Below are 22,830 nucleotides of genomic sequence, written 5' to 3' on the forward strand. Positions count from 1 at the left end.
GCCGTTTCAGGAAATTACCCGACCGGCAAAAAAAGATAACAACAGTTACGTCACTTTTGTTTAACTATTGGCTCTACACACAAAAATAAGCTGAAATCGCATAGATAGCCTATTTTTACGATTACCAATTCATTAATCATGATCGACTGGCTCAATAAATTGATTTCACTCTGGGGCTTTACAACTACTCCCCTTGAAATCCTGGGGTTTTTAACGGGCGCTATTTGTGTATACCTAAATACGAGGCAGAACGTATTGGGCTGGTTTTTCGGGATTGTAAATGCCGTTTTATATGCAGCCGTATTCTGGCAGGTACAATTATATGCCGATATGGGCTTACAGGGATATTACTTTGTGACCAGCATTTATGGCTGGTGGATGTGGAAATTTGGTGGTAAAGATCATGAAGGCGTAACTGTTTCCTTCACACCCAGGCAACTTTATCCCGTCTTCGGAGGAATATTCGTTGTAGTTACCCTGTTATGGGGGTTTCTGCTCAATCAATTTACAAATGCCAGTTTCAGCTATGCCGATTCTGCCTTAACCGTCGCCAGCCTGATCGGGCAATGGATGATGGCCCGGAAATACCTCGAGAATTGGATTGTCTGGATCATCGCAGATGCCTGCTATGTGATTATGTATTTTTACAAATCACTGCATCTTACCGCACTGCTTTATGCCGTTTTTCTGGTACTCGCCATGATTGGATATGTGCAATGGAGGAGAGAAGTACTGGCCAAGCCCAACCCGGTTTAATCAAGATTTGAAAAGGGAATCTCCTGGTCTTCCAACAGTTGTTTAATACCTGAAGATTCCTGAAAAATGATTTTAAGGTCTTTCTTTGACACACCTTCATCGTCATCCAGCCATTTCCAATCCTCAGCCGTAGCGTCCAGGACATCAATTACAGAAAGGATTTTTTCCTTCGATTTTTCTTTGGAGAGCCAATCCGCCGAATCGCTGATATAAAGAATGACCTGCTCTTCTTTGATCCACTCCAGATCATTGAGCATGGCATCAAAAGCTTCCAGATTTTTGAGAGGCCCCTCTTCGAAATGAAGAGCGGCAACAATCTGATCAAAAAACTCCTTTAACGTAGCGGCCTTTTTCCCTTCTACTTTGGCTAGAAAAGCTTTGGGATAAAACTTCCGTATGTCTGATTCTTGATTAGCAATCAGAAAGTGCGTGTTTTTCATAAGCTATTTTAAGTATCGCTTTCTTAATAAATGCATCATATGCACATTTATCGCCCACTGGTCGGCTAGCGGCTGGTGCGTATAAGGTACAGTCGGCAGGTAATTGGGCGGGCCAAATTCTGTCAAAACTGTCAATGTCTCGCCGCTTTTCACTTTGTGTTCTACCACCGCGTCCCACCAGGCCAAATGTGCCTTCACCGTTGCCTCCCATTCCGGCGCACGCGGATCGTTTACTTGCGGGCCTTCTTCATGCCCAATGCGGGAATGGATATGCCCCACCCGCGACAGGGCCAGCTTCACCGTCTCTTGCTGATCGGCTAGTAAGCTTTCATGCACATTGCACCAATGCGAAATGTCGAGCGTAAGTCGCAGTTGCGGATTTTTCTCTATAAAATTCCGGGCGACATGCGCCGCGAAAAGCATCCGGCTGCGGTGCGTTTCGTGGTAAATTGGAATTCCCGTTTTTGCAGTAGCCTCCGTAGTATGGTCTATAAACGCCTTGTTCTGCTCGTAAGTAAAATAGTCGCGGCCGCTGTGGCAATTGATATACAAAGGTTTTTGACCGAATTCCGTGGACGCCGCATTAATCTGCTTTTTGAAATTATCCAGATGCATTGTGTAATCCGCTTCGCCAGAGCCGCAAAGAAACCCTACTTCCAGGTTGTATTTTTTCAATGCAGCAAGCAGCTCACTCCGTTTTTCAGGAGTGCCCGGCCACCACATCTCTGTCCCGTCGTAACCCTCTTTCTTAATGGCCGCGCAAAAAGCATCCGTACTTCCTGCAAAGCCCCAATTTGTTCCTAAAACCTTCAACGACCATTTATTTTCAAACTGAAAAGGGGCGACATTTGCGTCGGCAATAGCTTCGAAGCCCGTCAAAACGCCAGCGGAGGCGAGGGCTGTATTCATAAAATTCCGGCGGTTCATTGGATAACGGATATTCTGGATGTAAACGAATGGATCAAAGCTTTTTTGTTTCCGCTTTGGTAGAAGTAGTGTCGCCCGCTTTCAGAAACGCCGCTACCGCAGCCTCATTAAATCCGTTTACAACCTGCAAACCAGGATTTTGCCTGCTCACCTGGTTCACTGCACTGTCGGTAACAGCCGATTGCCAGACATATACGGACCTCAAACCTTTCATAGCCGCAACGCCTTTCAGCCCTTCGTCGCCCACTTTGGTATCTACCACGTTCAGGTATTCCAGGAATTTCAAATTTTTCAATGCGCCGATACCTTTGTCGGAAATGGCGGTATGTTCCAAATGCAGCTTATTCAGGTTAGGGAGCTTTGCAATTTGTTCTAATGCGGCATCCGTGATTTTGGTATCGCCCAACTTAAGCCAGGCAATCTGCTCCGAAACTGGTTTAAGCAGTTCGACCTGCTTGTCATCAAAATTCGGCGCATTTACAGCACTCACTTCGATGAGATTTTGATCCTGAGATAATGTATTGACGATCAATCCCGCTTTCCTTAATGCCGCAATGGCCTGCTCACTTGCCGGTTTTACTTTGATTGCTAAAATCGCAGATTCCTGCTTTGGCGCCCCGCCGGGGGCTGCTCCTTCGCTCAAAGAAGCGAGTGCCGGCTTCACGGCTTCTGTAGCCTTCAATTCCGAAACTTTTTTATCGGCAGGCGCGCCCTGGTCAATCCACCAGGATAGCAATGCGATCTGGTCAGGCGTTAATTGGGGCTTACCTTTTGGAGGCATATGGTCATCGTTGCCTTCATCGAGCAGGCAACGTTTGATCATGTCGCTTTCCGAGCCTTTGCCTGGAATCAGGGCCGGGCCGCCTTTACCGCCTTTTAGCAACAAGGTAAGCTGGTCGACCCTCAAATCGCCTTTTTGCTTGCTTGCATTGTGGCATTGGGCGCAACGGGCTTGTAATATGGGCTGCACAATATCATGGTAAACCACCGCCTGCTCCACATTTGCAATCGGTTTTATTTCCTCCGCTTTTTCCTCAAGCGGGGGCATTCCTGCTAATCCACGGAACGGCTCCGGCGTGTATTGAGTAAGATAACCCTGGCCATGCGTCAACGAACCGCCATCATGCCCGGCTGTTAATGTTAATATCGTTGCAATGAGCAATGCCGGAAGGTAAATAACTGAGCCAACAGGGATTTTTCGTGTCAAAGCATCTGATTTGATCAGCCAGGCCACCCAAGCAAAGACAGCCACGCCAATGCCTTGCCACATGTGGTTGCCCAGCAGCTTTTCGTCGTAACCTCCGCCCAATGACAGCAGGTAACCACAAATACAGGCGATGGTCGCTCCCACTGCGGACCACAACAGGATGAAGCGGACTGTATGCTCTGAAACTGGAATTTTCCCGCTGCGCCTCCCAATTTCCAGCAGCGCCGCAATCAACAAAAAGCCAATGGGAAAATGAACCAGTGCAGGATGGAACCTTCCAATAAAAATCGCCCAGGAGGAAGCCTGAAGGAGCGTGTAAGACATTCTTTTGCTTCGGGTTTAGTATAAATTAAAAACTTCCGGACAACTGATTACTTTGGGGGAGTTATCTTTATTAACGTCCATCAAATCAGCCATATAGTCCCACCATTTTTTCATAATGGGTAATCCCGAAAGCGTGGATGTTGTATCATTCTCTCCCAGCTTCTGAAATGCAAAAAGAGCTAAGCTTATCGGATCCAAAAAAATATAGTACTCGGTGATACCGGCATTTTTAAGAAGTTCCGAAAGCTCCGGCCAGATCTCATCGTGCCGTTTTTTATACTCTGCTTCAAAACCCGGTTTCAACTGCATCCGGAACGCCTTAACCTTAGTATTTTCCATTCAAAATCAATGATTTATGCGACTATCTCTTTAACTACCTTTCCCTCGGTGTCCGTCAACCGGAAATTCCTTCCCTGGAATGGATAGGTGAATTTCTCGTGATTGAAACCCATTAAATGGAGGATTGTTGCCTGCAAGTCGTGGACATGGACACGGTTTTTGACACCATAATACCCCAGCTCATCTGTCTCTCCATGTGAAAATCCTTGTTTCACACCACCGCCGGCCATCCACATGGTAAACGCATCCAAATGGTGGTCGCGACCCATAAATGGCATCACCAGGCCATTACGGTTTTCCTGCATGGGCGTCCGCCCAAATTCAGCTCCCCAGATAATCAGCGTTTCTTCTAATAAACCTCTCATTTTCAAATCTTTGATCAATGCTGCGATGGGCTGGTCCGACTCCCTGCACTTCTGGCGCAAGCCGCCTTCTACATTATGGTCCTTTGAAGTACCATGCCCGTCCCATCCCCAATCGAAAAGCTGCACAAAACGTACGTCGTTTTCTACCAGTTTGCGGGCCAGGAGGCAGTTCATCGCAAAGGTTCCTTCGCCGGGCTTTACCCCATACATATCCAATATAAACTGAGGCTCTTTGGAAACATCCATTACCTCAGGTACCGAAATCTGCATCCGGAAAGCCATTTCGTATTGGCTGATCCTGGTCAGGATCTCGGGGTCCTGTACTTCTTCGTAAGTCTGGCGGTTTATTTCATTGATCGCCTCAATGGTCTGCTTCCGCATATCACGGTTCATCCCGCTTGGGTCGCTCACATACAAAACCGGGTCACCACCTGTGCGGCATTGAACCCCCTGGTATACCGACGGAAGAAAGCCACTTCCATATACGCTTTTACCGGCGTCAGGCTGCTGCCCTCCGGATGCGAGCACGATAAACCCAGGTAAATTCTGGTTCTCCGATCCCAATCCATAAACGGACCATGCACCAAGGCTCGGGCGCCCTAACCGGGCACTTCCCGTATGCATCAGCAGTTGCGCCGGCGCATGGTTAAACTGATCGGTATGCATCGCTTTCAGAAATGTGATCTCGTCGGCAACAGTTTGCAGATAAGGCACATAGTCGGACATCCAGGCGCCCGATTGACCGTATTGGGCAAATTTACCCTGTGGACCAAGCATTTTGGGTACGCCCTGGATGAATGCAAATTTCTTTCCTTCCAGAAATTCAGCAGGGCAATCCTTACCGTGGTATTTAACCAGTTCAGGCTTATAGTCAAACAACTCCAGTTGCGACGGGGCGCCAGCCATATGAATGTAGATCACTCTTTTGGCCTTAGGCAAAAATTGTGGGATTCGTGCATTGGCAACCCCGGAAGTCCCCATAGTTTCGGCAGAAGAGGTGCTGCACGAGCCCAAAAGAGATCCAAGGCCAAGCGCACCCAACCCAAAACCAGCAGATTGCAGAAAGTGCCGCCTGGTTTGGCGCTGCAAATCCGCGTGTTGAAATTCTTTTAACAGCTTTTCCATATTTCTTTTTCAAATCTCCCCGGGCTGAAGCCCGGGGCAAATGATCTTTTCTTCCGTCCATGCCCGTTCGGCCTAAGCCAACGGTTTCATTCTTTTGTTACCACATTGTCCAGATTGAGCATCACATTTGCTGAAACAGTTAATGCGGCCAATTCGGGCGACCGCTCCTTCCCGTAAGCGAGGATGCTATCTGCATCAACAGGCTTTTTCCGGTAAGCCGTAAGCGCCTGTTTATATACTTTTACCAGTACATTCAAATTCTTCTGTTCGATAGGCTGGAATGTAAGCATCCGATAACCTTCTGTCAGCTGTTGTTCAGGTGTTTTACCGCGCTTCTGCATTTTGGTCGCCAGTTTTTCAGCGGCTTCCAGGTACACCGGGTCGTTTAACGTAACCAATGCCTGCAATGGTGTATTCGTCAATATCCTTCTGGATTGGCAGAACTCACGGCTTGGGGCATCGAACGTTACCATGGAAGGGTAAGGTGCAGTACGTTTCCAATAAGTGTAAACGCCTCTTCTGTAACGATCCTCTCCTTCGCTCAAAGTCCATTTCTCGCCACTGTAAGGTGACTGCCAGATTTTGTCCGGCTGCGGAGGCATGACTCCCGGGCCATACATTTTATGCGAGATCAACCCGCTGCATGCCAATGCCTGATCCCGGACCTGTTCCGCACTTAACCTCACACGCGGGCCACGGGAGATCCAGATATTATAAGGGTCTTTTTCAAGCTTGTCCTGGTCCGTTTTAGAGGCTTGCCGGTAGGTCGCGGACATGGTAATGGTCTTGAGAAGTTTCTTCACACTCCAATGATCGTCTTCCATAAATTTGACGGCCAGCCAATCCAGTAATTCGGGATGCGTTGGCTCGCTGCCCTGTGATCCGAAGTCTTCCACAGTTTCGACAATACCTTTTCCGAAAAGCTGTTCCCAGAAACGGTTTACAATCACCCGCCCGGTCAATGCGTTATCGCGGTTAACAATCCATTTGGCCAACGCGAGCCTGTCTTTCCGCCGCCCGGCGGGCAAAGGTGCTAACAGCTTCGGCACGTCAGGTTTTACTTCTGCTCCCTTCACCATCCAATTGCCGCGTACGAAGACATTCGTCTTTCTTGCAAAATCTCCTTTGCCTTCCCAAACAACAGGCATCCCTTCCGTCGGACGGGTTAAAACAGTCGCATAATCGGCGACGATTTTGTCATAGTCAGGCTTTCCAGCCCCGGGCAATGCTTTCTGAAACGACATCCAGGTAATCCTCAGCCACTCTTCTGGTGCTTTCGGACTATTGAGAGAAAGATAAACATCGTGTTTGCCAATGGCTTTGGCGATTGGCGCAATAATGACTGTATCCCGTACCGGAAGCTTGATCTGTGAGAGCACTGGCCCATCCAGTTTGTCTAGATGCAGGGTCAAAACAGCATTCTCGGCTTTGGTCGCCACATTCATCACCACATTATCCACTCCCGAGAGGTTGACCTGGGGAATCCGCGCATTGCCTTTGTCTTTTACTCCATAATAGGAAATCAGCAGCACCGTCGACTGGTCGCCTTTTACAAAGCTATGGGCATTGATTTTCGGCTCCATCACCTTCATAAACTGCGTTACTTCCTGCAATTGCTTCGGATCATTCTGCCTGATCCAGTCCTTTACTTTTTCAACCCGCGCAGAATCTTCCCCTTTGTAAAACCGCAGCTTCGGCCATTCATCCCACACATCCTCATCCCTGGCATTGTTGAAAAACGCCATGTATTTGTAATAATCTTCGTGCGGGATCGGATCGTAGGGGTGGCTGTGGCACTGGATGCAACCGAATGTAGTACCCTGCCAAACTTCCCAGGTTGTATTCACCCGGTCGATCAAAGCGGCAGTACGAAACTCTTCGTCATCTGTGCCACCTTCGTTGTTGGTCATTGTATTACGGTGAAAACCAGTCGCTATCATGTTTTCCTCTTTTGGAAAGCCATCTTTTTCGCGGGGAAGCAGATCGCCTGCGAGCTGTTCTATGGTGAACTGGTCGAAAGGCTTGTCGTCATTGAACGATTTGACGACATAGTCCCTGTAACGCCACATAGTACGCCCTCCGTCGCTTTCGTAGCCCTTTGTATCCGCGTAGCGGGCAAGGTCCATCCACATGGAAGTCCAGCGCTCGCCGTAGGCCGGGGATTTCAGCAGCCGGTCAACTACCTTTTCGTAAGCATTTTCTGATTGGTCATTTTCAAAATCCTTGACCTCCTTCTCTGTGGGCGGAAGTCCTGTCAGGTCCAGGCTAACCCGTCTGATCAATGTAGCTCGATCCGCTTCTGGCGAAACGGTAAGTCCTTTCTCTTTTACTTTCTGAAGAATAAAATGGTCTACCTCGTTCCGGGCCCATTTTTTATCTCCGATATTTAAAAGGCCGAATAAATTTCCAATGTTATTCAGTGAGGGAACGTCCGGCTTCTCAATTTTTTTATAGGACCAATGCTTCTCCCATTTAGCGCCTTCATTGATCCATTGGCGGAGAATGTCCACGTCGTGGTCATTCAATGGTGTACCGTTTTTCGGCATTTTTTCTTCCGGGTCGTCGCTGAGGATGCGCCGAATCATTTCACTTGCATCTGCGTCGCCACGGACTACAGGTATCTTCCCGGATTTGCCCGGTTCCAGCATTTCGTGTTCAAAAAGAAAGCTTACGTCGCCCGCTTTTTTCACACCGCCATGGCAACCCATGCAATGCTTGTTAAGAATCGGTTTGACCTGGGTGTTATAATCAATTCCGGAGTCCCCGCTGCTCTTCCACCACGACCATAGGCCATAGGTAAGGCCCAAAATGCCGGTTAATATGACTACTTTTTTAAACATGGATTGGATATTCTCTTTCAGTAAATGGTGTTTCGGCTCCTTTTATTTGGTGTAAAAAGAATTTTCAACAGACCACCTACTTGGGTTAAAATCGTGTTTAGGAGCTTTAATTTACTTAAAATTCAGCAAATAACCGGTCAGGTCAGCCAAATCCTGTTCATTCAGGTTCAGGGCAGTAGGTTCCGGCATCAGGGACGCGGGCATTTTTTCCCTGCTCTTGATCTGGTCCGCCTTAATCGAATGCTGTTGTCCACCGCCATCCTTGATCACAACAGTCGCGCCGTCGCTCATTAAAAACCCAAAATAGGTTTCGCCCGACTTGGTAACAATCGTATAGCTCTCGTATCCGAAAACCATAGAAGCCGACGGGTTAATGATCGCATCGAGTAGTCCGGCTTTGTCAAATTTCTTGTGGATTAGCGTCAGGTCCGGGCCTATTTCCGCACCTTTCTCACCGTGTTTGTGACAGGCAGCGCAAGTATTGAAGAAAATCTTTTCGCCATGGGACGGTACCGCCGTCATCCGGGCAATGAAATCAGTCTTCAAAACCTTTCCATTCCTAGGGAAAAACTGGCTGGCAACGACGCGCACATTCTGGTCGGGATGTTTGAAAATAATATCGCTGACCGATTTGGCAATGGTATCCGGCAATTGTCCCTGAACCCGCATATCAACCAGAATGTTGCCTCCGTCGGGATCAACTGCCATCTTTTTCGCAGATTCGATTCTGAGCGGCAGCGGCTGGCTTTTGTCTCCGACAATCTTTTTCATTTCAAGCATTTGGCGATAACCCGGCGTCATGGCAACAGCACCTGCTTCTTCCCAATTGGCCAGATCAGCCCAATCATTCGTTTTCCGGAAGTTAAGCCACCAAGAAGCCAGCGTCGCCACATCCGGCAGGTTTGATTTCGACAATTCCATCATTGCCCCGACCGCCTTTTTATCATGAATAAAACCAATCGCAGTAAGTGTTTTGCGACGTAAAAGCATCGGCACTTTGTCGGACGATGCCCTTATTTTCAGGTCATTGACCGCTTCAGCCGGATGTAATCTCCAAATAAGGTTTGCTTTGGCACTTTCCCATCTGTCCGGACTGGAGGGAAATTTTTGCTGAACATAAGCGTAAACCTCCTTTTCTTTACCCAAGGCCGCAGTGCCGATCGCTTCCAGCATCCAGGGATCCTCACCGTCGAAACGATTGACCAGTTCTTTTATCGCTGGTAAAGTCTGTTGAGAACTCAGGTCCCGAAGCGCAATCCCTACTTCCCTTCTCACGTCAGCCGACGGATCTTTGGCCATTTGCACCAGATATGGGTCACTTTCTCCAATCGACTTCAATGCCCTGAAAGCAGTCAAACGATGCGAAACATTGGAAGAGGTCAAAAGCATTTCAACTTCCTTCTTTCCTTTTTCACCCAATTGCGCCATCAGCCAGATTGCCCGGGCCTGATGAAATGGATTTTCAGCGGTCAATAAGTTTTTAACGTCCCCTAAAACCGCGTCGCCTTTCTTCTTTAATCCTTCAAAACCAAGTGTTCGAACGTTAATTGCAGGGTTTCGCAATGCCTCGATCAATCCCGCCGTGTTTGAAAAATCGAGTTTTGGGTTTGTGATTTTTTTGCCTTTGGGGGTAATCCGATAAATCCGGCCATAGCCTTTTTTATCTTTCATCGCATGGCCGCCCACGACAGGATCGTACCAGTCGGCAATGTAAAGCGCGCCATCCGGACCAACTGCCACATCGGACGGGCGGAACCATTTCCTGTAATCATTGTCCGTTTCATACCATTCATATCGTTCATTGGCTTGTGGAAAGGAACTGATCAGATTTTTACGGTCAAGCGTAAATCCGGCCCCCTTTTTTACAGGCTGATAAGCAAAAATCACATTTCTCCCCGCTTCACAGCTCAGCAAAGTGCCGCGATAATTTTTGCCCAATGCATCACCTTCATAAAAGACAATCCCGGTAGGTGAACCTGCGCCGGTATTATCGCCTGCCGGCATAACCCCCGGATCCTCCTGATGCCAATGTGTTGTGAAAATATCCTGTCCGGGCCGACGGTCGGCCTGCCAGTAACGGGTACCGTCTGCCGAGAAATATCCGGCGTTACCACCTTCCTGCAAAAACGAAACCCGGCAGGTAATCACCTGATCATCATTGTCATTCTGCCACATATTACCATAGCTGTCCAGGCAAACTTCATAACTGTTACGGAAATTATGCCCTAATACTTTGAGCCCGGTACCATCCGGGTTGATCCTTAACGCCAAGCCGCCCACCCATACCTTACCATCATCCGATTTCTGGTTTCCCTGATTGAATTTGCTGTAAGGCGTTCCTCCGACGTACAGGCTTCCGCTTCTTAAAGTCCAGCCGCTCTTGTCGGTAACCTTGTGCGGTCCCGCATTTCCGGTATTGAAATAATAGCGACCGTCCGGACCGGCGATCAGGGAATGCAAAGAGTGATCGTGGTCAAAACCACCGAAACCGGTTAGGAACACTTCGCGGCTGTCGGGCTTGTCGTCGCCGTCGTTGTCGGTATAAATGAGCAGGTTTGGGGCACACGAAACAATGGTTTTATTTCCAATGACTGCGATGCCCAATGGGGAAGTCAGCAAGGTATCCTCTACGAAAACTTTGGAGGATTCAGCTTTGCCATCGCCGTCCTTATCTTCCAGGATCATGACGCGGTCGCCCTTTTGCTTGTGGCTCAATCGCTCGGCAGGCTTGGTGTTGAAATCACGGTAATTCACCGCCTCGGTAATCCAGACACGACCCCTGGCGTCGATATCCATATTCGTCGGATTGTAAAACATCGGCGCTTCCGCCCAAAGCGTGGCTTCCAGGTCATCCGGAACATACAGTTTCGACGAATCTTCCGCCATGCTGACGAGACTTCCGGACTGTTTTGGGGCAATCGGTTTTTGATTGCCGAACTGTATCGCAGAAAGAATCAGCATAGCTGTCCCGGCTAGAAAAAGAGCCGTTTTGGGCTGATTGAAAGTAGTTGAAGTCATGGTTAGCGAAAAGAAAAAAGGCTTTCGAGATACTTTCGGTTTTGCTGGTAGCAGGTAATTATATCGGCGCCGGGAGGTGTCGCCCCTTCGATCTGCATCCAGCCCTGGTAGCCAATGTCCCTGACCATTTTTGCGATTTTTGGCCAATCCATGGTCCCTTCACCCAGCTTGAACCCGTTTTCTTTGATATGCAGCTCGCAGATGCGGTTTTTGCCAAGCATCGGCACTTCTTTGAAAACATCGTTACCCGCATCGGCGGCATTCCGAAAATCGTAATAGACTTTCACAGCTTTCGATCCGACGGCGTCGATGATATCGATATGTTCCTGTGCTGTGAGATAGGATTCAATGCCCAGGGTTATTCCTTGTTTTTCTGCATGCGGGGCCACTTTCTTTAGTCTTTCGATTACGACCTTTTTACCAGCATCGTCATTTCGTAAGTCGCCGTCAGAAAAAAATGCAAGCAGAATCACCTTCACGCCCAATGCTTTGGCGGCGTCTATACTGCTACGGACCCATTGTTCTGTTTCTGGCCTGGATTTATAAGGTGTACGGTTAAGTTCGCCAATCGCCAGACTGGATACTTTGATGCCAGTCCTCGCCGCGGCTTCCTGAATGGATTTTAATGTGGCTGGATCTGAGAGTCCGATTGGATCTTTGCCGGTATTGTAGCTAACCTGTATCCCTTGCAATCCAATGGTTTTTGCCCGGTCAAAGGCTTCGGGGTTCAGGGTTTTTCCAACCGACCAGTCACATGCGCCGAGGTGAAGCCCCGAGGGAGGTTCGAGTAAAATGCCGCTGGAGGCAGCTACGGACAAAAGCACGCTGCCTTTGATCATCTTCCGACGATCAATTGTTGATGCAGAATTCATTATGACGGATTTAGGAAACTTAAAGTTAACATCTAAATCGCGGGATGGGCCGATTCTACTTATCTCTTTGCACGGGCCCGTTACTTGCTGAATGCGTCTTCAATGTGCCTGATATCTATTTTCCCGTTTGTGAAAATCAAAATAGAAATGATATCAAACCGCACATCGAATAACCAATCATTATCGAAAATGTAATTTTCGGCAGCCTTCATGATACCTCTCGCCTTGGTCACATTTACAAATTCCTCGGGCATTCCATATGCAATGCCGCTCCTGGTTTTTACCTCCACGAAAATCAGCATCTTATCTTTTTTGACGATCAGATCGATTTCCTGGTACCGGTTTCTAAAATTCTTTTCAACAATTTCAAATCCTTTTTCAACAAGAAACGCCGCCGCTTTGGCTTCTCCCCAGTGCCCTGTATCGTTGTGTGCTGCCATTTATCTTTTGTTTTGAAAAATCCCGAATCGAACATTTCACTACTTAAATAGCGTTGTGATGTTCAGGAGTATTAAACTTCTACACTCGCCACCTTTCCATAAGACGCTGGATTCAGGGAAAAGTAACCGATGTTTTAGTAAAATTGAAAATGAATTTGAAGGAGATAAAATGAATACCCTCATCAATAAGCAAGTACAATTCCGTGATTTGGGACTGATTGATTATCAGGAGGCTTGGGATTTTCAGGAGAAGGTTTTTGCCGAAACACTGGCTTTGAAGACGCGGAACCGCACATTGGCAGATGATGAAAAGATCGTAACCCCCAATTTTCTGTTTTTTTGCCAGCACCCGCATGTTTTCACATTGGGCAAAAGCGGCAAGCCCGATCATTTGCTTCTATCGGAAGACGATTTATCCCAAAGACAAGCCAAATATTACCGCATCAACCGCGGCGGCGACATCACTTACCATGGGCCGGGACAAATCGTAGGCTATCCTATCCTTGACCTGGACAACTTTTTTACAGATATCCACCTTTACATGCGGACGCTGGAAGAGGCGATCATTCTCACTTTGTCGGATTATGGCTTAAAAGCTGGGCGCATCAAAGGGTTGACGGGCGTTTGGCTGGATTTTGAAGAGCAGCTTTATCCGCGCAAAATATGTGCATTGGGCGTTAAAGCCAGCCGGTGGGTCACCATGCACGGTTTTGCGTTGAATGTCAACACAGACTTGTCCTATTTTGGAAATATTGTCCCTTGCGGGATCGAGGATAAAGCTGTAACTTCTATGTCGCAAGAGCTAGGCTCGGAAGTAAATTTAGAGGAGGTTTCGTATAAACTTAAAAACCATTTGGCGCAGTTGTTCCACATGGAATTGGAACCAGTATAATGAATGAAAAAGGATATTATTTTTCATCCTGTCAAAGGAATCCAGGTAGCCATTGTCAGGCATACCAATGAATTGGATCAGGACGAGTGGAATGTGATCGTAATCAACCGCAATGAGCAGCCGGTCACGAATGTTTTTGTTACTTCAAAAGGTTACGGCAACAGCGAGTCGGGCGATAAGTCGGACCAGCGGACTTCGACGCTACGGCACTTTTTCCCGGAGATCGGAGCCGGTGAGCACGCTGTGGTAGAACCGATCATGCCTGATGTATTTCACCTCAATAACGAATTCTGGGTCAGCTATTTCATTGGAAAACAGATCTACGATAAAAAGTTTATCTTCGTGCCGGACAGTATCGTCGAGGCGAATCTGATAAAAGTCGACCCTCCCGGTTTACCTGGCGTATTGCACAATTAAAGCCCTGCACATTCAATTACCCAAAAACCACTCACACTATGACAGATGAATTTAGAAGACGGGCGAAAAACTTCTTACTGCTCGATATTGAAACGGTTTCCGCGTTTGCATCCTACGACGAGCTCCCGGAAAGGATGCAAAAGCTCTGGGACAAAAAGGCATTAACCATAAAAAGAGGCGACGAATCGGTTGGCAATGCCGAGCACTTTTACGACCGTGGTGCCATTTATGCCGAATTCGGAAAGATCGTTTGTATTGCTTTCGGCGCTTATTATTGGAACGACAAAGACGAGCTCTCGTTTAAGGTAAGCAGCTTTTCCGGCGACGACGAACACCAGTTACTTTTACAATTTAAAGCATTAATCGAGAAATATCCAGCCGAACAGCTGGTTCTTTGCGCTCACAACGGTAAAGAGTTCGACTTTCCTTTTCTTTGTCGCCGCATGCTGGTCCATTGTATTGAGATCCCAAAGGCTTTGCAAATAACCGGCAAGAAACCCTGGGAAGTTTTGCACCAGGACACCATGGACCTTTGGAAATTTGGTGATTATAAAAGTTACACCTCTCTCGATTTGCTTGCAGCCGTATTGAACGTACCAGGCAGCAAAAATGAAATGAGCGGTGATCAGGTAACGCGTGTTTATTATGAGGAAAACGACCTGGCAAAAATTGCCCGGTATTGCAGGGAAGATGTGGTGGTGCTGGCACAGCTTTATCTTCGGTTAAATTGCTTCCAACAAGTGCCGACAGAGAACATAACAAGGGTTGAAAGTGAACGGTAGGCGATCGGCTTTCGGCTAAATACTACTCAAAGATTTTAAAGAATACATGAAAGAAAACAAGATTAAAACAAAAACATTTAAAGAAAACCGGGCAGAAAAATCGCCTCATCAAATCGTTTCCTATATAGATAACCTGAAAGCGGATATTACGGCTTTCTTTGATTTAAACAGCGAACATACTTTCCGGACATTTGACGTCCACGATCATTTCGGTGTTCAGGACAAAAAGGTACGTCAGTTGTTCAACGAAATACTCCACGAACTGGAAGAAGCCGGGCGACTGGTTTACAACAATGGGTCTTACGCTTCGGCACCTGAAAGTAAACAGGTAAACAAAGGACTTAAAGGACGCATCGACCGTGTTAACAAATCCTTTGCATTTGCTGTTATAGATGGCCGGGATGACGATATTTTTATTGAAACTGAATTACTGAACGGTGCATGGGATGGCGACATCGTTTATGTGCAGATACTTACAAAAAATAGCCGGAGTTCACGAAACGGCAGGAATGATGCCGCCAAAAACCGGGTAGAAGGTCGCGTAACAGAGATTGTGGAACGATCCAATGCCGAGATTGTCGGTGTGATCGAAATCAATCCTCGCTATGCAGTCGTACAGCCAGATAACAAGAAACTTTTCGACCCGATCTTTCTTGAACTAAACGAAACTGAGAGTGCCGAAAACGGTGATAAGGTCATTGTGAAGGTGACCGAATGGCCTACCAGGAGAAGTCAGGCCGAGGGGAAAATTGTTCGGGTACTTGGAGAGGCAGGAAACAATGATGTGGAAATGCACGCCATACTGGCAGAATTTGGACTTCCCTATCATTTTCCTGAAGCTGTGGAAGCGGAGGCAAAGAAAATCCCGGACAAGATTTCAAAAAAGGAGATCTCCAATCGTCTGGACATTCGCAATGTGCTCACTTTTACCATCGACCCCGTTGACGCAAAAGATTTTGACGATGCGCTTTCGGTAAAATATCTGGAAGACGGCATTGTGGAAGTGGGCGTTCATATCGCCGATGTTTCGCATTACATTTTGCCGGGTACAGAATTAGAAAAAGAGGCTTACAGGAGGGCGACTTCGGTTTATCTGGTGGACAGAACGGTGCCGATGCTTCCCGAAAAACTATCCAATAACCTTTGTTCGCTACGCCCAAATGAAGATAGGCTGGCATTCTCAGCCATTTTTGAGCTCAGCCCGCAGGGAAAAGTGATCAAACAATGGTTTGGAAGAACGATCATTCATTCCGACAAACGGTTCAGTTACGAAGAGGCACAGGCAGTACTCGACTCAGGCGAGGGAGATTTTCCAAGAGAGCTGACGACATTGAATACGCTTGCAAAAATTTTCAGGAAAGAACGGTTTAAAAATGGGGCGATCAATTTTGAAACGCCGGAAGTGCGTTTCCGCCTCGATGAAAACGGGAAGCCACTTGGTATCTATCAAAAAGAGCGCCACGACTCCAATAAGCTGATCGAGGAATTTATGCTACTGGCCAATAAGCGGGTAGCAGAATACGTATATGCACTTTCGAAAGGCGATGTTAAAAATACGATGGTGTACCGCGTGCACGAAGCGCCGGATCCCGACCGGCTCAAAACGTTTGCGACCTTCGCGGCCAAGCTCGGCCTCAAACTGGAATTGGACGAGGAAAGCAAAATCGCCAAATCTATGAACACAATGTTGGCCAAAGTGGAAGGAAAGCCTGAGCAAAATCTGATTGAGTCACTTGCTGTGCGCACCATGGCGAAGGCAAGGTACAGTACCGAAGATCTTGGCCACTTCGGACTCGCTTTTAAAAGATACTCTCACTTTACATCCCCAATCCGGCGCTATCCAGATGTGATGGCGCACCGGTTACTGCAGCATTATCTTAGTGGCGGGTCTTCTGTGGATAAAGAGGCTTACGAAGCGGCGGCAAAGCACTCATCCGAAAGAGAGAGGCTGGCTGCCGAAGCGGAAAGAGCCTCTATTAAATATAAGCAGGTCGAGTTCATGAGCAGCATGGACAAAGAAATCGTGTTTGACGGCATCATAACAGGTGTCACCGAATTCGGAATTTTCGTGGAAATCACGGAAACTGCGTCAGAAGGTTTGATCCGAATGACCGATCTGGGAGATGATTATTATGAATTGGATAAAGAAAATTACCGGGTCATTGGTCAGCGCACCAAGAAGATTTACACGTTTGGCGATGCAGTGAAAGTGAAAGTGAAGGATACCAATCTGGCTCGTCGTAGCATGGATCTGTATCTGGATGGGGTTATACCTGATTTCAGCCGAGGAGGGAGCTCCCGGAGCGGCAGCTCTCGTAATGCAAATTCACGAAGCGGTGGATCCAGAAGTGGGAGCAGCTCACGAAGTGGTGAAGGTCCACGCGAAAGCAGCAGAAAGCCCCGGGACGGAAAATCCGGAGGCAACAGCCGTAAACCAGTTTCGGCTGCTTCTTCTCCTAAGCCTAAGAAGCGGAAAAGGTAAATTCATTTTCCAAATCGTTTTCGGCTGTCAGTTACTTACTACAATTCCTGGCGTCTAAAGGTATACACCTTTAAATTCTAGAGTGGAACTGGTTTACAAAGAGGAATCATATCTCATCATCGGCAAATGTATTGAGGTCCATAAAGAGCTTGGACACGGATTTTCAGAGATCGTTTATAAAGATGCTTTGGAGCTTTTGTTTGGGCAAAAAGGCATTTTTTTCGAGCGAGAAAGGGAGTATCTGGTTTATTTTCGCGGAGTTTTGCTCAGGCATAAATTCTATGCGGACTTTGTAGTTTTTGACAAGATTATATTGGAAGTTAAATGCGTTTCTGTGTTAACGGATGAGCATGTTTCCCAGACTATTAATTACCTCAAAGTTTCGGGGAACAAACTAGGTCTGTTGGTTAATTTTGGCCGTGGTAGATTAGAATATAGGCGGTTACTACTTTGATTTGATGCCACGGATTCACGAATAGATCACTAAGGCATTCGTGTTTTATTCGTGAATCCGTGGCATCAAAAAACTCAAAAAGTCCGTATGTACGCAAGACGCTATCTTCAATTACTATTTCTTTTAATCTCCCTCTCCGCTTCCGCCCAGAAACCTTCCGACAAAGAAGAGTGGCAATCCCTCTTTAACGGTAAGGACCTCACGGGCTGGGATATTAAAATCGCAGGGCATAAGGTCAACGATAATTACAAGCACACCTTCATTGTTGAAGACAACATGATCCGTGTGAACTACAAGGAATATGACAAATTCACAACCGAATACGGTCATATGTATTACAACAAGCCATTTTCACATTACAAAATCCGCTTGCAATATCGCTTTACAGGCAATCAAGTACCTGGCGGCGCTTCCTGGAATGTGAGAAACAGCGGCATCATGCTGCATTCGCAATCGGCTGCCAGCCTTGGCCTCGACCAGGATTTCCCGATTTCATTGGAAATGCAATACCTGGGCGGCCTGAACGCCGGAGAACGTACCACCGGAAACCTGTGCACACCTGGGACAATCGTAGATATCGACGGCAAACTGGCTGAAGCACATTGCATCAATTCCACTTCGAAAACATACAATGGAGACCAATGGGTCAGCGCGGAGGCAATCGTGCTTGGGGATTCAATTGTATACCACCTGATCGAAGGAGATACCGTGCTGGTCTTTACAAATCCGAAGATAGGCGGCGGTTATGTCGGAAAAAACCATACTTTTAAAGACGGTAAAGTGGGTAACGAGGAGGAGTGGATCAAAAAGGACAATACACCTTTGGGGAGCGGATACATTGCTTTGCAGGCGGAAAGCCACCCGATCGATTTCAGGAATATCGAGTTGCTGAACCTGAAAGGGTGCATGAATCCAAAAGCATCGAATTATAAGTCTTATTACCAATTCCCGGATAATGCGACCTGTAAGTTCAGAAAGTGAAATAAAACGTAACCTATATACACCATATGAGCATTTTACAACGCGTCAAACGCAAGGCAGAATCCCTTAAGAGCCAGTACTTCCCTCTCAAGGAATTTGAAAAATCAACACTTCCTTGGATAGATCAGGAAAACCCAGATATAGCTGGATTTCTCAAGAAAAATCCACCCCGTTTCGATGTGCCGTATGATATGGCGGACAAGCTGAGGAATTGGAGCCAAAACGGTTATGTGGTACTTGAAAACATCATTCCCGAGGCCATGATCGATAAGTTCTGGGGAGATTTCAGGGAGCTCGTTAACCATCCCGAAAAATACGATTTGTCGGTCCGTATTGACCTGGAAGAGTTCAAACCCAACCAGGAGCGAAACATTAAGGAATTTCCCAAGCAGGCTTTACAAGGTAAATACGTGAAAATCAATGATTTTCATAATTCCTCCGTGGCCGGTAAAAAACTGATGACACATCCTTACATCGTGTCATTTCTGGAAGCGATTTTTAATCAGAAAGTCGTAGTTATGCAAAGCCTGGTCTTCATGTACGGAAGCCAGCAGCCGTCGCATCAGGATTTCCCCTGGGTCACTGCTAAAATCCCGAGCCATCTTGCGGCAGCCTGGATTGCGCTCGAAGATATCAAAATCGATTCGGGCCCCCTATACTACTATATTGGTTCGCATAAAATGCCGAAATTTAACTTTGGTTCGGGCATATTGTTTAAACCCGACTCTACAAAATCGCCTCTGGAATTCGCGGAGTACCTGGACAAAACCAGCGCCGAACACAAACTTCCCAAGGAAACACTTCTGATCAAAAAAGGCGACGTACTGATCTGGCATGCTGCACTGGCGCATGGGGGATCGATGATCACGAATCCCGATCAGACCAGGAAATCTTTTGTTTGTCATTATTCCACCGAAAAAGCGTTGCCTTACCACCGAAACTTCCCAACCCAAATTCCGATAAAGCAGGATTATAATGGCGTATATATCTATAACAATCCGATTTTTCCGCAATCCGAGGATATCCTGAAATAACTATTAAGCCCCGCGTTTCGGGTTTTTTATATTTTTGCAAAAAAATGGACGTTAATGCTGCAATACAGATTCGTCCATTTTTTGTTTCTATATTCTTACGGGAAATCAAAGGTTAATGAAAAATCCAATACTTCGGTTTGTTCTGCTGATAAGTGTGCTGGCCGTAGTGAATTGGCTGGCGTCCGTGCTGTTTTTCAGGCTGGATATGACCGGGGATAAGCGTTACAGCATTTCTGATGCGACCAAACAACTCCTAAATGGCCTGGGTAAGAACATTACAGTAAATGTTTACTTATCCGGTGAATTTCCCGCAGGCTTCGAACGTCTCGAAAGCGCGACACGCGAAACGCTGGACGAATTCAAGAATTACTCCAACGGTCATCTGACCATTAATTATTCGGACCCCTCGCAGGCTTCCAATGAAGAACAAAGGCAAAAACAATATTTGAACCTGGTTGACCGTGGATTGGTACCAACCAATGTGTTTGCTAACGAGGACGGGAAACGGACTGAGAAAATTATTTTTCCAGGAGTGATAGTACAGTATGATACCTTGTCAGTTCCGGTTCAGTTACTGAAAGGAAACAAGGCAAATACGCCCGAAGAACAGCTTAACCAATCTGTTGAAGGCGTGGAATTTGAAATCGCGTCGGCGATACGCCTGCTGGAAAATCAGGAGCGGAAGAAAGTCGGTCTGATCGTAAGCCATACACAGATATCACCTGCCCGGCTAAGTGACCTGATTGCGACAATCCAGCAGAGTTACGATGTGTTCCTGGATATGAACAATCCTGAATCTTACGAGGGTTTGGATGCTTTAATGGTGCTTAAACCCGATAGTGCGTTTTCGGAAGATGAAAAATATAAGTTCGACCAATATGTTGTTGGCGGCGGCAAAGCAATCTTCTTCATTGACGGTACACGGATCGATAGTGTCAGCCTGGATGGAAATTATGCCCAGCCATTGGACCTGAACCTGAACGACCTGCTTTTCAAATGGGGCGCACGCGTTAACACCAACCTTGTAAAAGATCTCAATTGTGCCGAAATTTTGTTGAATGTCGGCAATATGGGCGATAAGCCCGAAATCAAGCCCCTGCCCTGGCGGTTTTTCCCGCTACTCAATCATTTCGGGACACACCCGATTACCAGAAATTTAAACGCGGTCTATTCCAGATTTTTGAGTTCTATCGACACTGTTGGCGGAAGCTCACAGGTACAGAAAACCCCTCTGCTGATGACTTCCCGGTATACGCAGTTACTGAACGCTCCTGCATTGATAGGTTACAACGAAGCGCGTAAGGACCCCGAGCCTTCCGAATATACATCCGGAATAAAGCTGAGTGCCGTGCTCCTGGAAGGAGCCTTCACTTCACTTTTTCAAAATCGCATTTTACCCGGCGATCCTCGCGCACCTCAGTTCAAGGTTACAGGCATTCCCGGCAAAGTCATTATTTGTTCGGACGGGGATATCATTGTGAACGATTATGATTATAAACGTAATGCCCCCTTGCCATTGGGATACGACCGGGTCACAAAGCAAACCTTCGGAAATAAGGACTTCGTGATGCATGCACTGGATTTCATGACCGATGCCAAAGGTTTGATCAGCGCAAGGACTAAGCAGATCGAAATACGGGCGTTGGACAAAATCCAGATCCAGGAAAACAGAAAATTCTGGCAGGCGCTTAATTTGCTACTGCCTGTCGCGCTGATTGCAATTTTTGGCGCGTTGCGATACTACATCCGCATTCGAAAATTCGGTTGACAGACCGTGCTACCTCGGTAATTTTTTATACTTTTGTTCCCTACAAAATGATTTAGGAATGATCCTATATTAAATTTATCATCTAAACACTTACGTCAAGAATTATGAAGTTTGTCGTTTCGTCATCAGTTCTTCTCAAACAGCTTTCAGCTATAAACGGTGTCGTTTCAACGAACCCAATTGTCCCTATACTCGAAAACTTCCTGCTGACTCTGGAAGGAAATTCACTGACTGTCACCGCTTCTGACCTCCAAACCGTGATGATTACGGAGATCGAAGTCGAATCCTCAGAGAAGGGTGCTATCGCCATTCCGGCCAAGTTGTTACTGGATACCCTTCGCGGCCTTCCTGAGCAACCGATTACATTGCAGGTGAACAGCGAAACCTTTGGAACGGAAATTATTTCAGATAATGGACGCTATAAATTATCCGGTGAAAACCCGATTGATTTCCCCAAGACTCCTGCCGTAAACCGGGGACAGTCAGTCGATTTTTCTTCTTCCTCATTAGGAGCTGCTATTGCAAATACGCTTTTCGCGACCAGTACCGACGATCTTCGTCCGGCTATGACTGGTGTTTTTGTTCAAATGGGTACTGAAAATGCGACATTCGTTGCTACCGACGGACACCGGCTTGTTAGATATCGTCGCACAGATATTAAGTCGGATGTGGACACGTCCATGATCATTCAGCGCAAAGCTTTGAATTTGCTGAAATCCTGCCTTCCTTCCGAAGACGTACCGGTTAAAGCCGAGTTCACATCATCCAATGCATTTTTCAGCTTCGGAAATATCAGGATGATATGTCGTCTGATCGACGAGCGTTTTCCGGATTATGAAAATGCAATCCCGACCAATAACCAGAATACACTTACTATTAACAGGCTGGAAATCCTAAGCTCTCTCAGAAGGATCTCGATCTATTCCAACAGAACAACCCATCAGGTCCGCCTGAAAATGGCATTGAACGACCTGGTCATTTCCGCAGAAGATCTTGATTACTCCAATGAGGCCAATGAGCGCCTGATGTGCGAATACAATGGTGATGACATGGAGATTGGTTTCAATGCCAAGTTCCTGATTGAAGTGTTGGGCAACCTGTCGAGCAAGACTATTACTTTCGAGCTTTCTGCTCCAAACCGTGCCGGATTAATTATTCCTGTTGACCAGGAGGAAAATGAAGACATATTGATGCTTGTCATGCCGGTAATGCTAAATACTTACGTTTAGCATCCACTAATTCAAATTTTATTAAAAATCCGGGTGATTGTCACCCGGATTTTTAATTTTAATACCTTACTAATCAATACATTAACAAATTTTAACTTTTTACTACGAAAAAAATCGTAGTAAGGTCTTGCAAGTACG

General features: G+C 46.8%; 19 protein-coding genes. 10 read left to right on the forward strand and 9 right to left on the reverse strand.

Going from position 1 to position 22,830, the window contains the following annotated elements:
* Positions 1-138: 138 nt before the first annotated feature.
* Entirely contained in the window at positions 139-756 is a 618-nt protein-coding gene (pnuC, locus tag AC1XUF_RS19790) for a nicotinamide riboside transporter PnuC (protein ID WP_483343553.1), read from the forward strand.
* Here pnuC and AC1XUF_RS19795 read toward each other — a convergent pair.
* From AC1XUF_RS19795 to AC1XUF_RS19835, 9 genes are all read right to left on the reverse strand, one after another.
* Positions 753-1,196 (reverse strand): barstar family protein, encoded by a 444-nt coding sequence (locus AC1XUF_RS19795; protein WP_483343554.1) that lies wholly within the window; start codon positions 1,194-1,196, stop codon positions 753-755. The two genes, pnuC and AC1XUF_RS19795, sit on opposite strands and share 4 nt — an antisense overlap.
* Positions 1,197-1,199: 3 nt before the next feature.
* Positions 1,200-2,105: a sugar phosphate isomerase/epimerase family protein gene (locus AC1XUF_RS19800; RefSeq protein WP_483343555.1), complete on the reverse strand. Its 906-nt coding sequence runs from the start codon at positions 2,103-2,105 to the stop codon at positions 1,200-1,202.
* 52 nt (positions 2,106-2,157) lie between these two features.
* Complete coding sequence (locus AC1XUF_RS19805) at positions 2,158-3,654, reverse strand: c-type cytochrome domain-containing protein (protein ID WP_483343556.1); 1,497 nt, start codon at positions 3,652-3,654, stop codon at positions 2,158-2,160.
* Positions 3,655-3,669: 15 nt separating this feature from the next.
* Positions 3,670-3,993: an L-rhamnose mutarotase gene (locus tag AC1XUF_RS19810; RefSeq protein ID WP_483343557.1), complete on the reverse strand. Its 324-nt coding sequence runs from the start codon at positions 3,991-3,993 to the stop codon at positions 3,670-3,672.
* A 14-nt stretch (positions 3,994-4,007) separates the two neighbouring features.
* A complete protein-coding gene (locus AC1XUF_RS19815) occupies positions 4,008-5,483 on the reverse strand; it encodes a DUF1501 domain-containing protein (protein ID WP_483343558.1) in 1,476 nt (491 codons plus the stop codon).
* An 86-nt stretch (positions 5,484-5,569) separates the two neighbouring features.
* Complete coding sequence (locus AC1XUF_RS19820) at positions 5,570-8,323, reverse strand: DUF1553 domain-containing protein (protein WP_483343559.1); 2,754 nt, start codon at positions 8,321-8,323, stop codon at positions 5,570-5,572.
* Positions 8,324-8,434: 111 nt separating this feature from the next.
* Positions 8,435-11,341, reverse strand: coding sequence for a PVC-type heme-binding CxxCH protein (locus AC1XUF_RS19825; RefSeq protein ID WP_483343560.1), 2,907 nt, complete (start codon positions 11,339-11,341; stop codon positions 8,435-8,437).
* A gap of 2 nt (positions 11,342-11,343) precedes the next feature.
* Positions 11,344-12,213: a sugar phosphate isomerase/epimerase family protein gene (locus AC1XUF_RS19830; protein WP_483343561.1), complete on the reverse strand. Its 870-nt coding sequence runs from the start codon at positions 12,211-12,213 to the stop codon at positions 11,344-11,346.
* An 80-nt stretch (positions 12,214-12,293) separates the two neighbouring features.
* A complete protein-coding gene (locus AC1XUF_RS19835) occupies positions 12,294-12,653 on the reverse strand; it encodes a YraN family protein (RefSeq protein WP_483343562.1) in 360 nt (119 codons plus the stop codon).
* A gap of 169 nt (positions 12,654-12,822) precedes the next feature.
* On the opposite strand from AC1XUF_RS19835, the gene lipB reads away from it, so the two are divergent.
* The 9 genes from lipB to dnaN all read left to right on the forward strand — a co-directional run bounded on the left by lipB (position 12,823) and on the right by dnaN (position 22,692).
* Positions 12,823-13,545, forward strand: coding sequence for a lipoyl(octanoyl) transferase LipB (lipB, locus tag AC1XUF_RS19840; RefSeq protein WP_483343563.1), 723 nt, complete (start codon positions 12,823-12,825; stop codon positions 13,543-13,545).
* A 3-nt stretch (positions 13,546-13,548) separates the two neighbouring features.
* Positions 13,549-13,962 carry a hypothetical protein gene (locus AC1XUF_RS19845; RefSeq protein WP_483343564.1) on the forward strand — a complete coding sequence of 138 codons (414 nt, stop codon included), beginning with the start codon at positions 13,549-13,551 and terminating at the stop codon, positions 13,960-13,962.
* A 38-nt stretch (positions 13,963-14,000) separates the two neighbouring features.
* A complete protein-coding gene (locus tag AC1XUF_RS19850; RefSeq protein WP_483343565.1) occupies positions 14,001-14,744 on the forward strand; it encodes a 3'-5' exonuclease in 744 nt (247 codons plus the stop codon).
* Between the two features lie 46 nt (positions 14,745-14,790).
* Positions 14,791-17,226, forward strand: coding sequence for a ribonuclease R (gene rnr / locus AC1XUF_RS19855; RefSeq protein ID WP_483343566.1), 2,436 nt, complete (start codon positions 14,791-14,793; stop codon positions 17,224-17,226).
* Positions 17,227-17,308: 82 nt separating this feature from the next.
* Complete coding sequence (locus AC1XUF_RS19860) at positions 17,309-17,680, forward strand: GxxExxY protein (RefSeq protein ID WP_483343567.1); 372 nt, start codon at positions 17,309-17,311, stop codon at positions 17,678-17,680.
* Positions 17,681-17,767: 87 nt separating this feature from the next.
* Positions 17,768-18,661, forward strand: coding sequence for a 3-keto-disaccharide hydrolase (locus AC1XUF_RS19865; RefSeq protein ID WP_483343568.1), 894 nt, complete (start codon positions 17,768-17,770; stop codon positions 18,659-18,661).
* 26 nt (positions 18,662-18,687) lie between these two features.
* On the forward strand, positions 18,688-19,695 hold the full coding sequence (locus tag AC1XUF_RS19870) for a phytanoyl-CoA dioxygenase family protein (RefSeq protein ID WP_483343569.1): 1,008 nt from the start codon (positions 18,688-18,690) through the stop codon (positions 19,693-19,695).
* A gap of 115 nt (positions 19,696-19,810) precedes the next feature.
* On the forward strand, positions 19,811-21,463 hold the full coding sequence (gldG, locus tag AC1XUF_RS19875; RefSeq protein WP_483343570.1) for a gliding motility-associated ABC transporter substrate-binding protein GldG: 1,653 nt from the start codon (positions 19,811-19,813) through the stop codon (positions 21,461-21,463).
* A gap of 104 nt (positions 21,464-21,567) precedes the next feature.
* Positions 21,568-22,692 (forward strand): DNA polymerase III subunit beta, encoded by a 1,125-nt coding sequence (gene dnaN, locus AC1XUF_RS19880; protein WP_483343571.1) that lies wholly within the window; start codon positions 21,568-21,570, stop codon positions 22,690-22,692.
* The last annotated feature ends 138 nt before the right edge of the window (positions 22,693-22,830 follow it).

This window comes from Dyadobacter sp. HNCC25DJ185 (genome assembly GCF_056895195.1).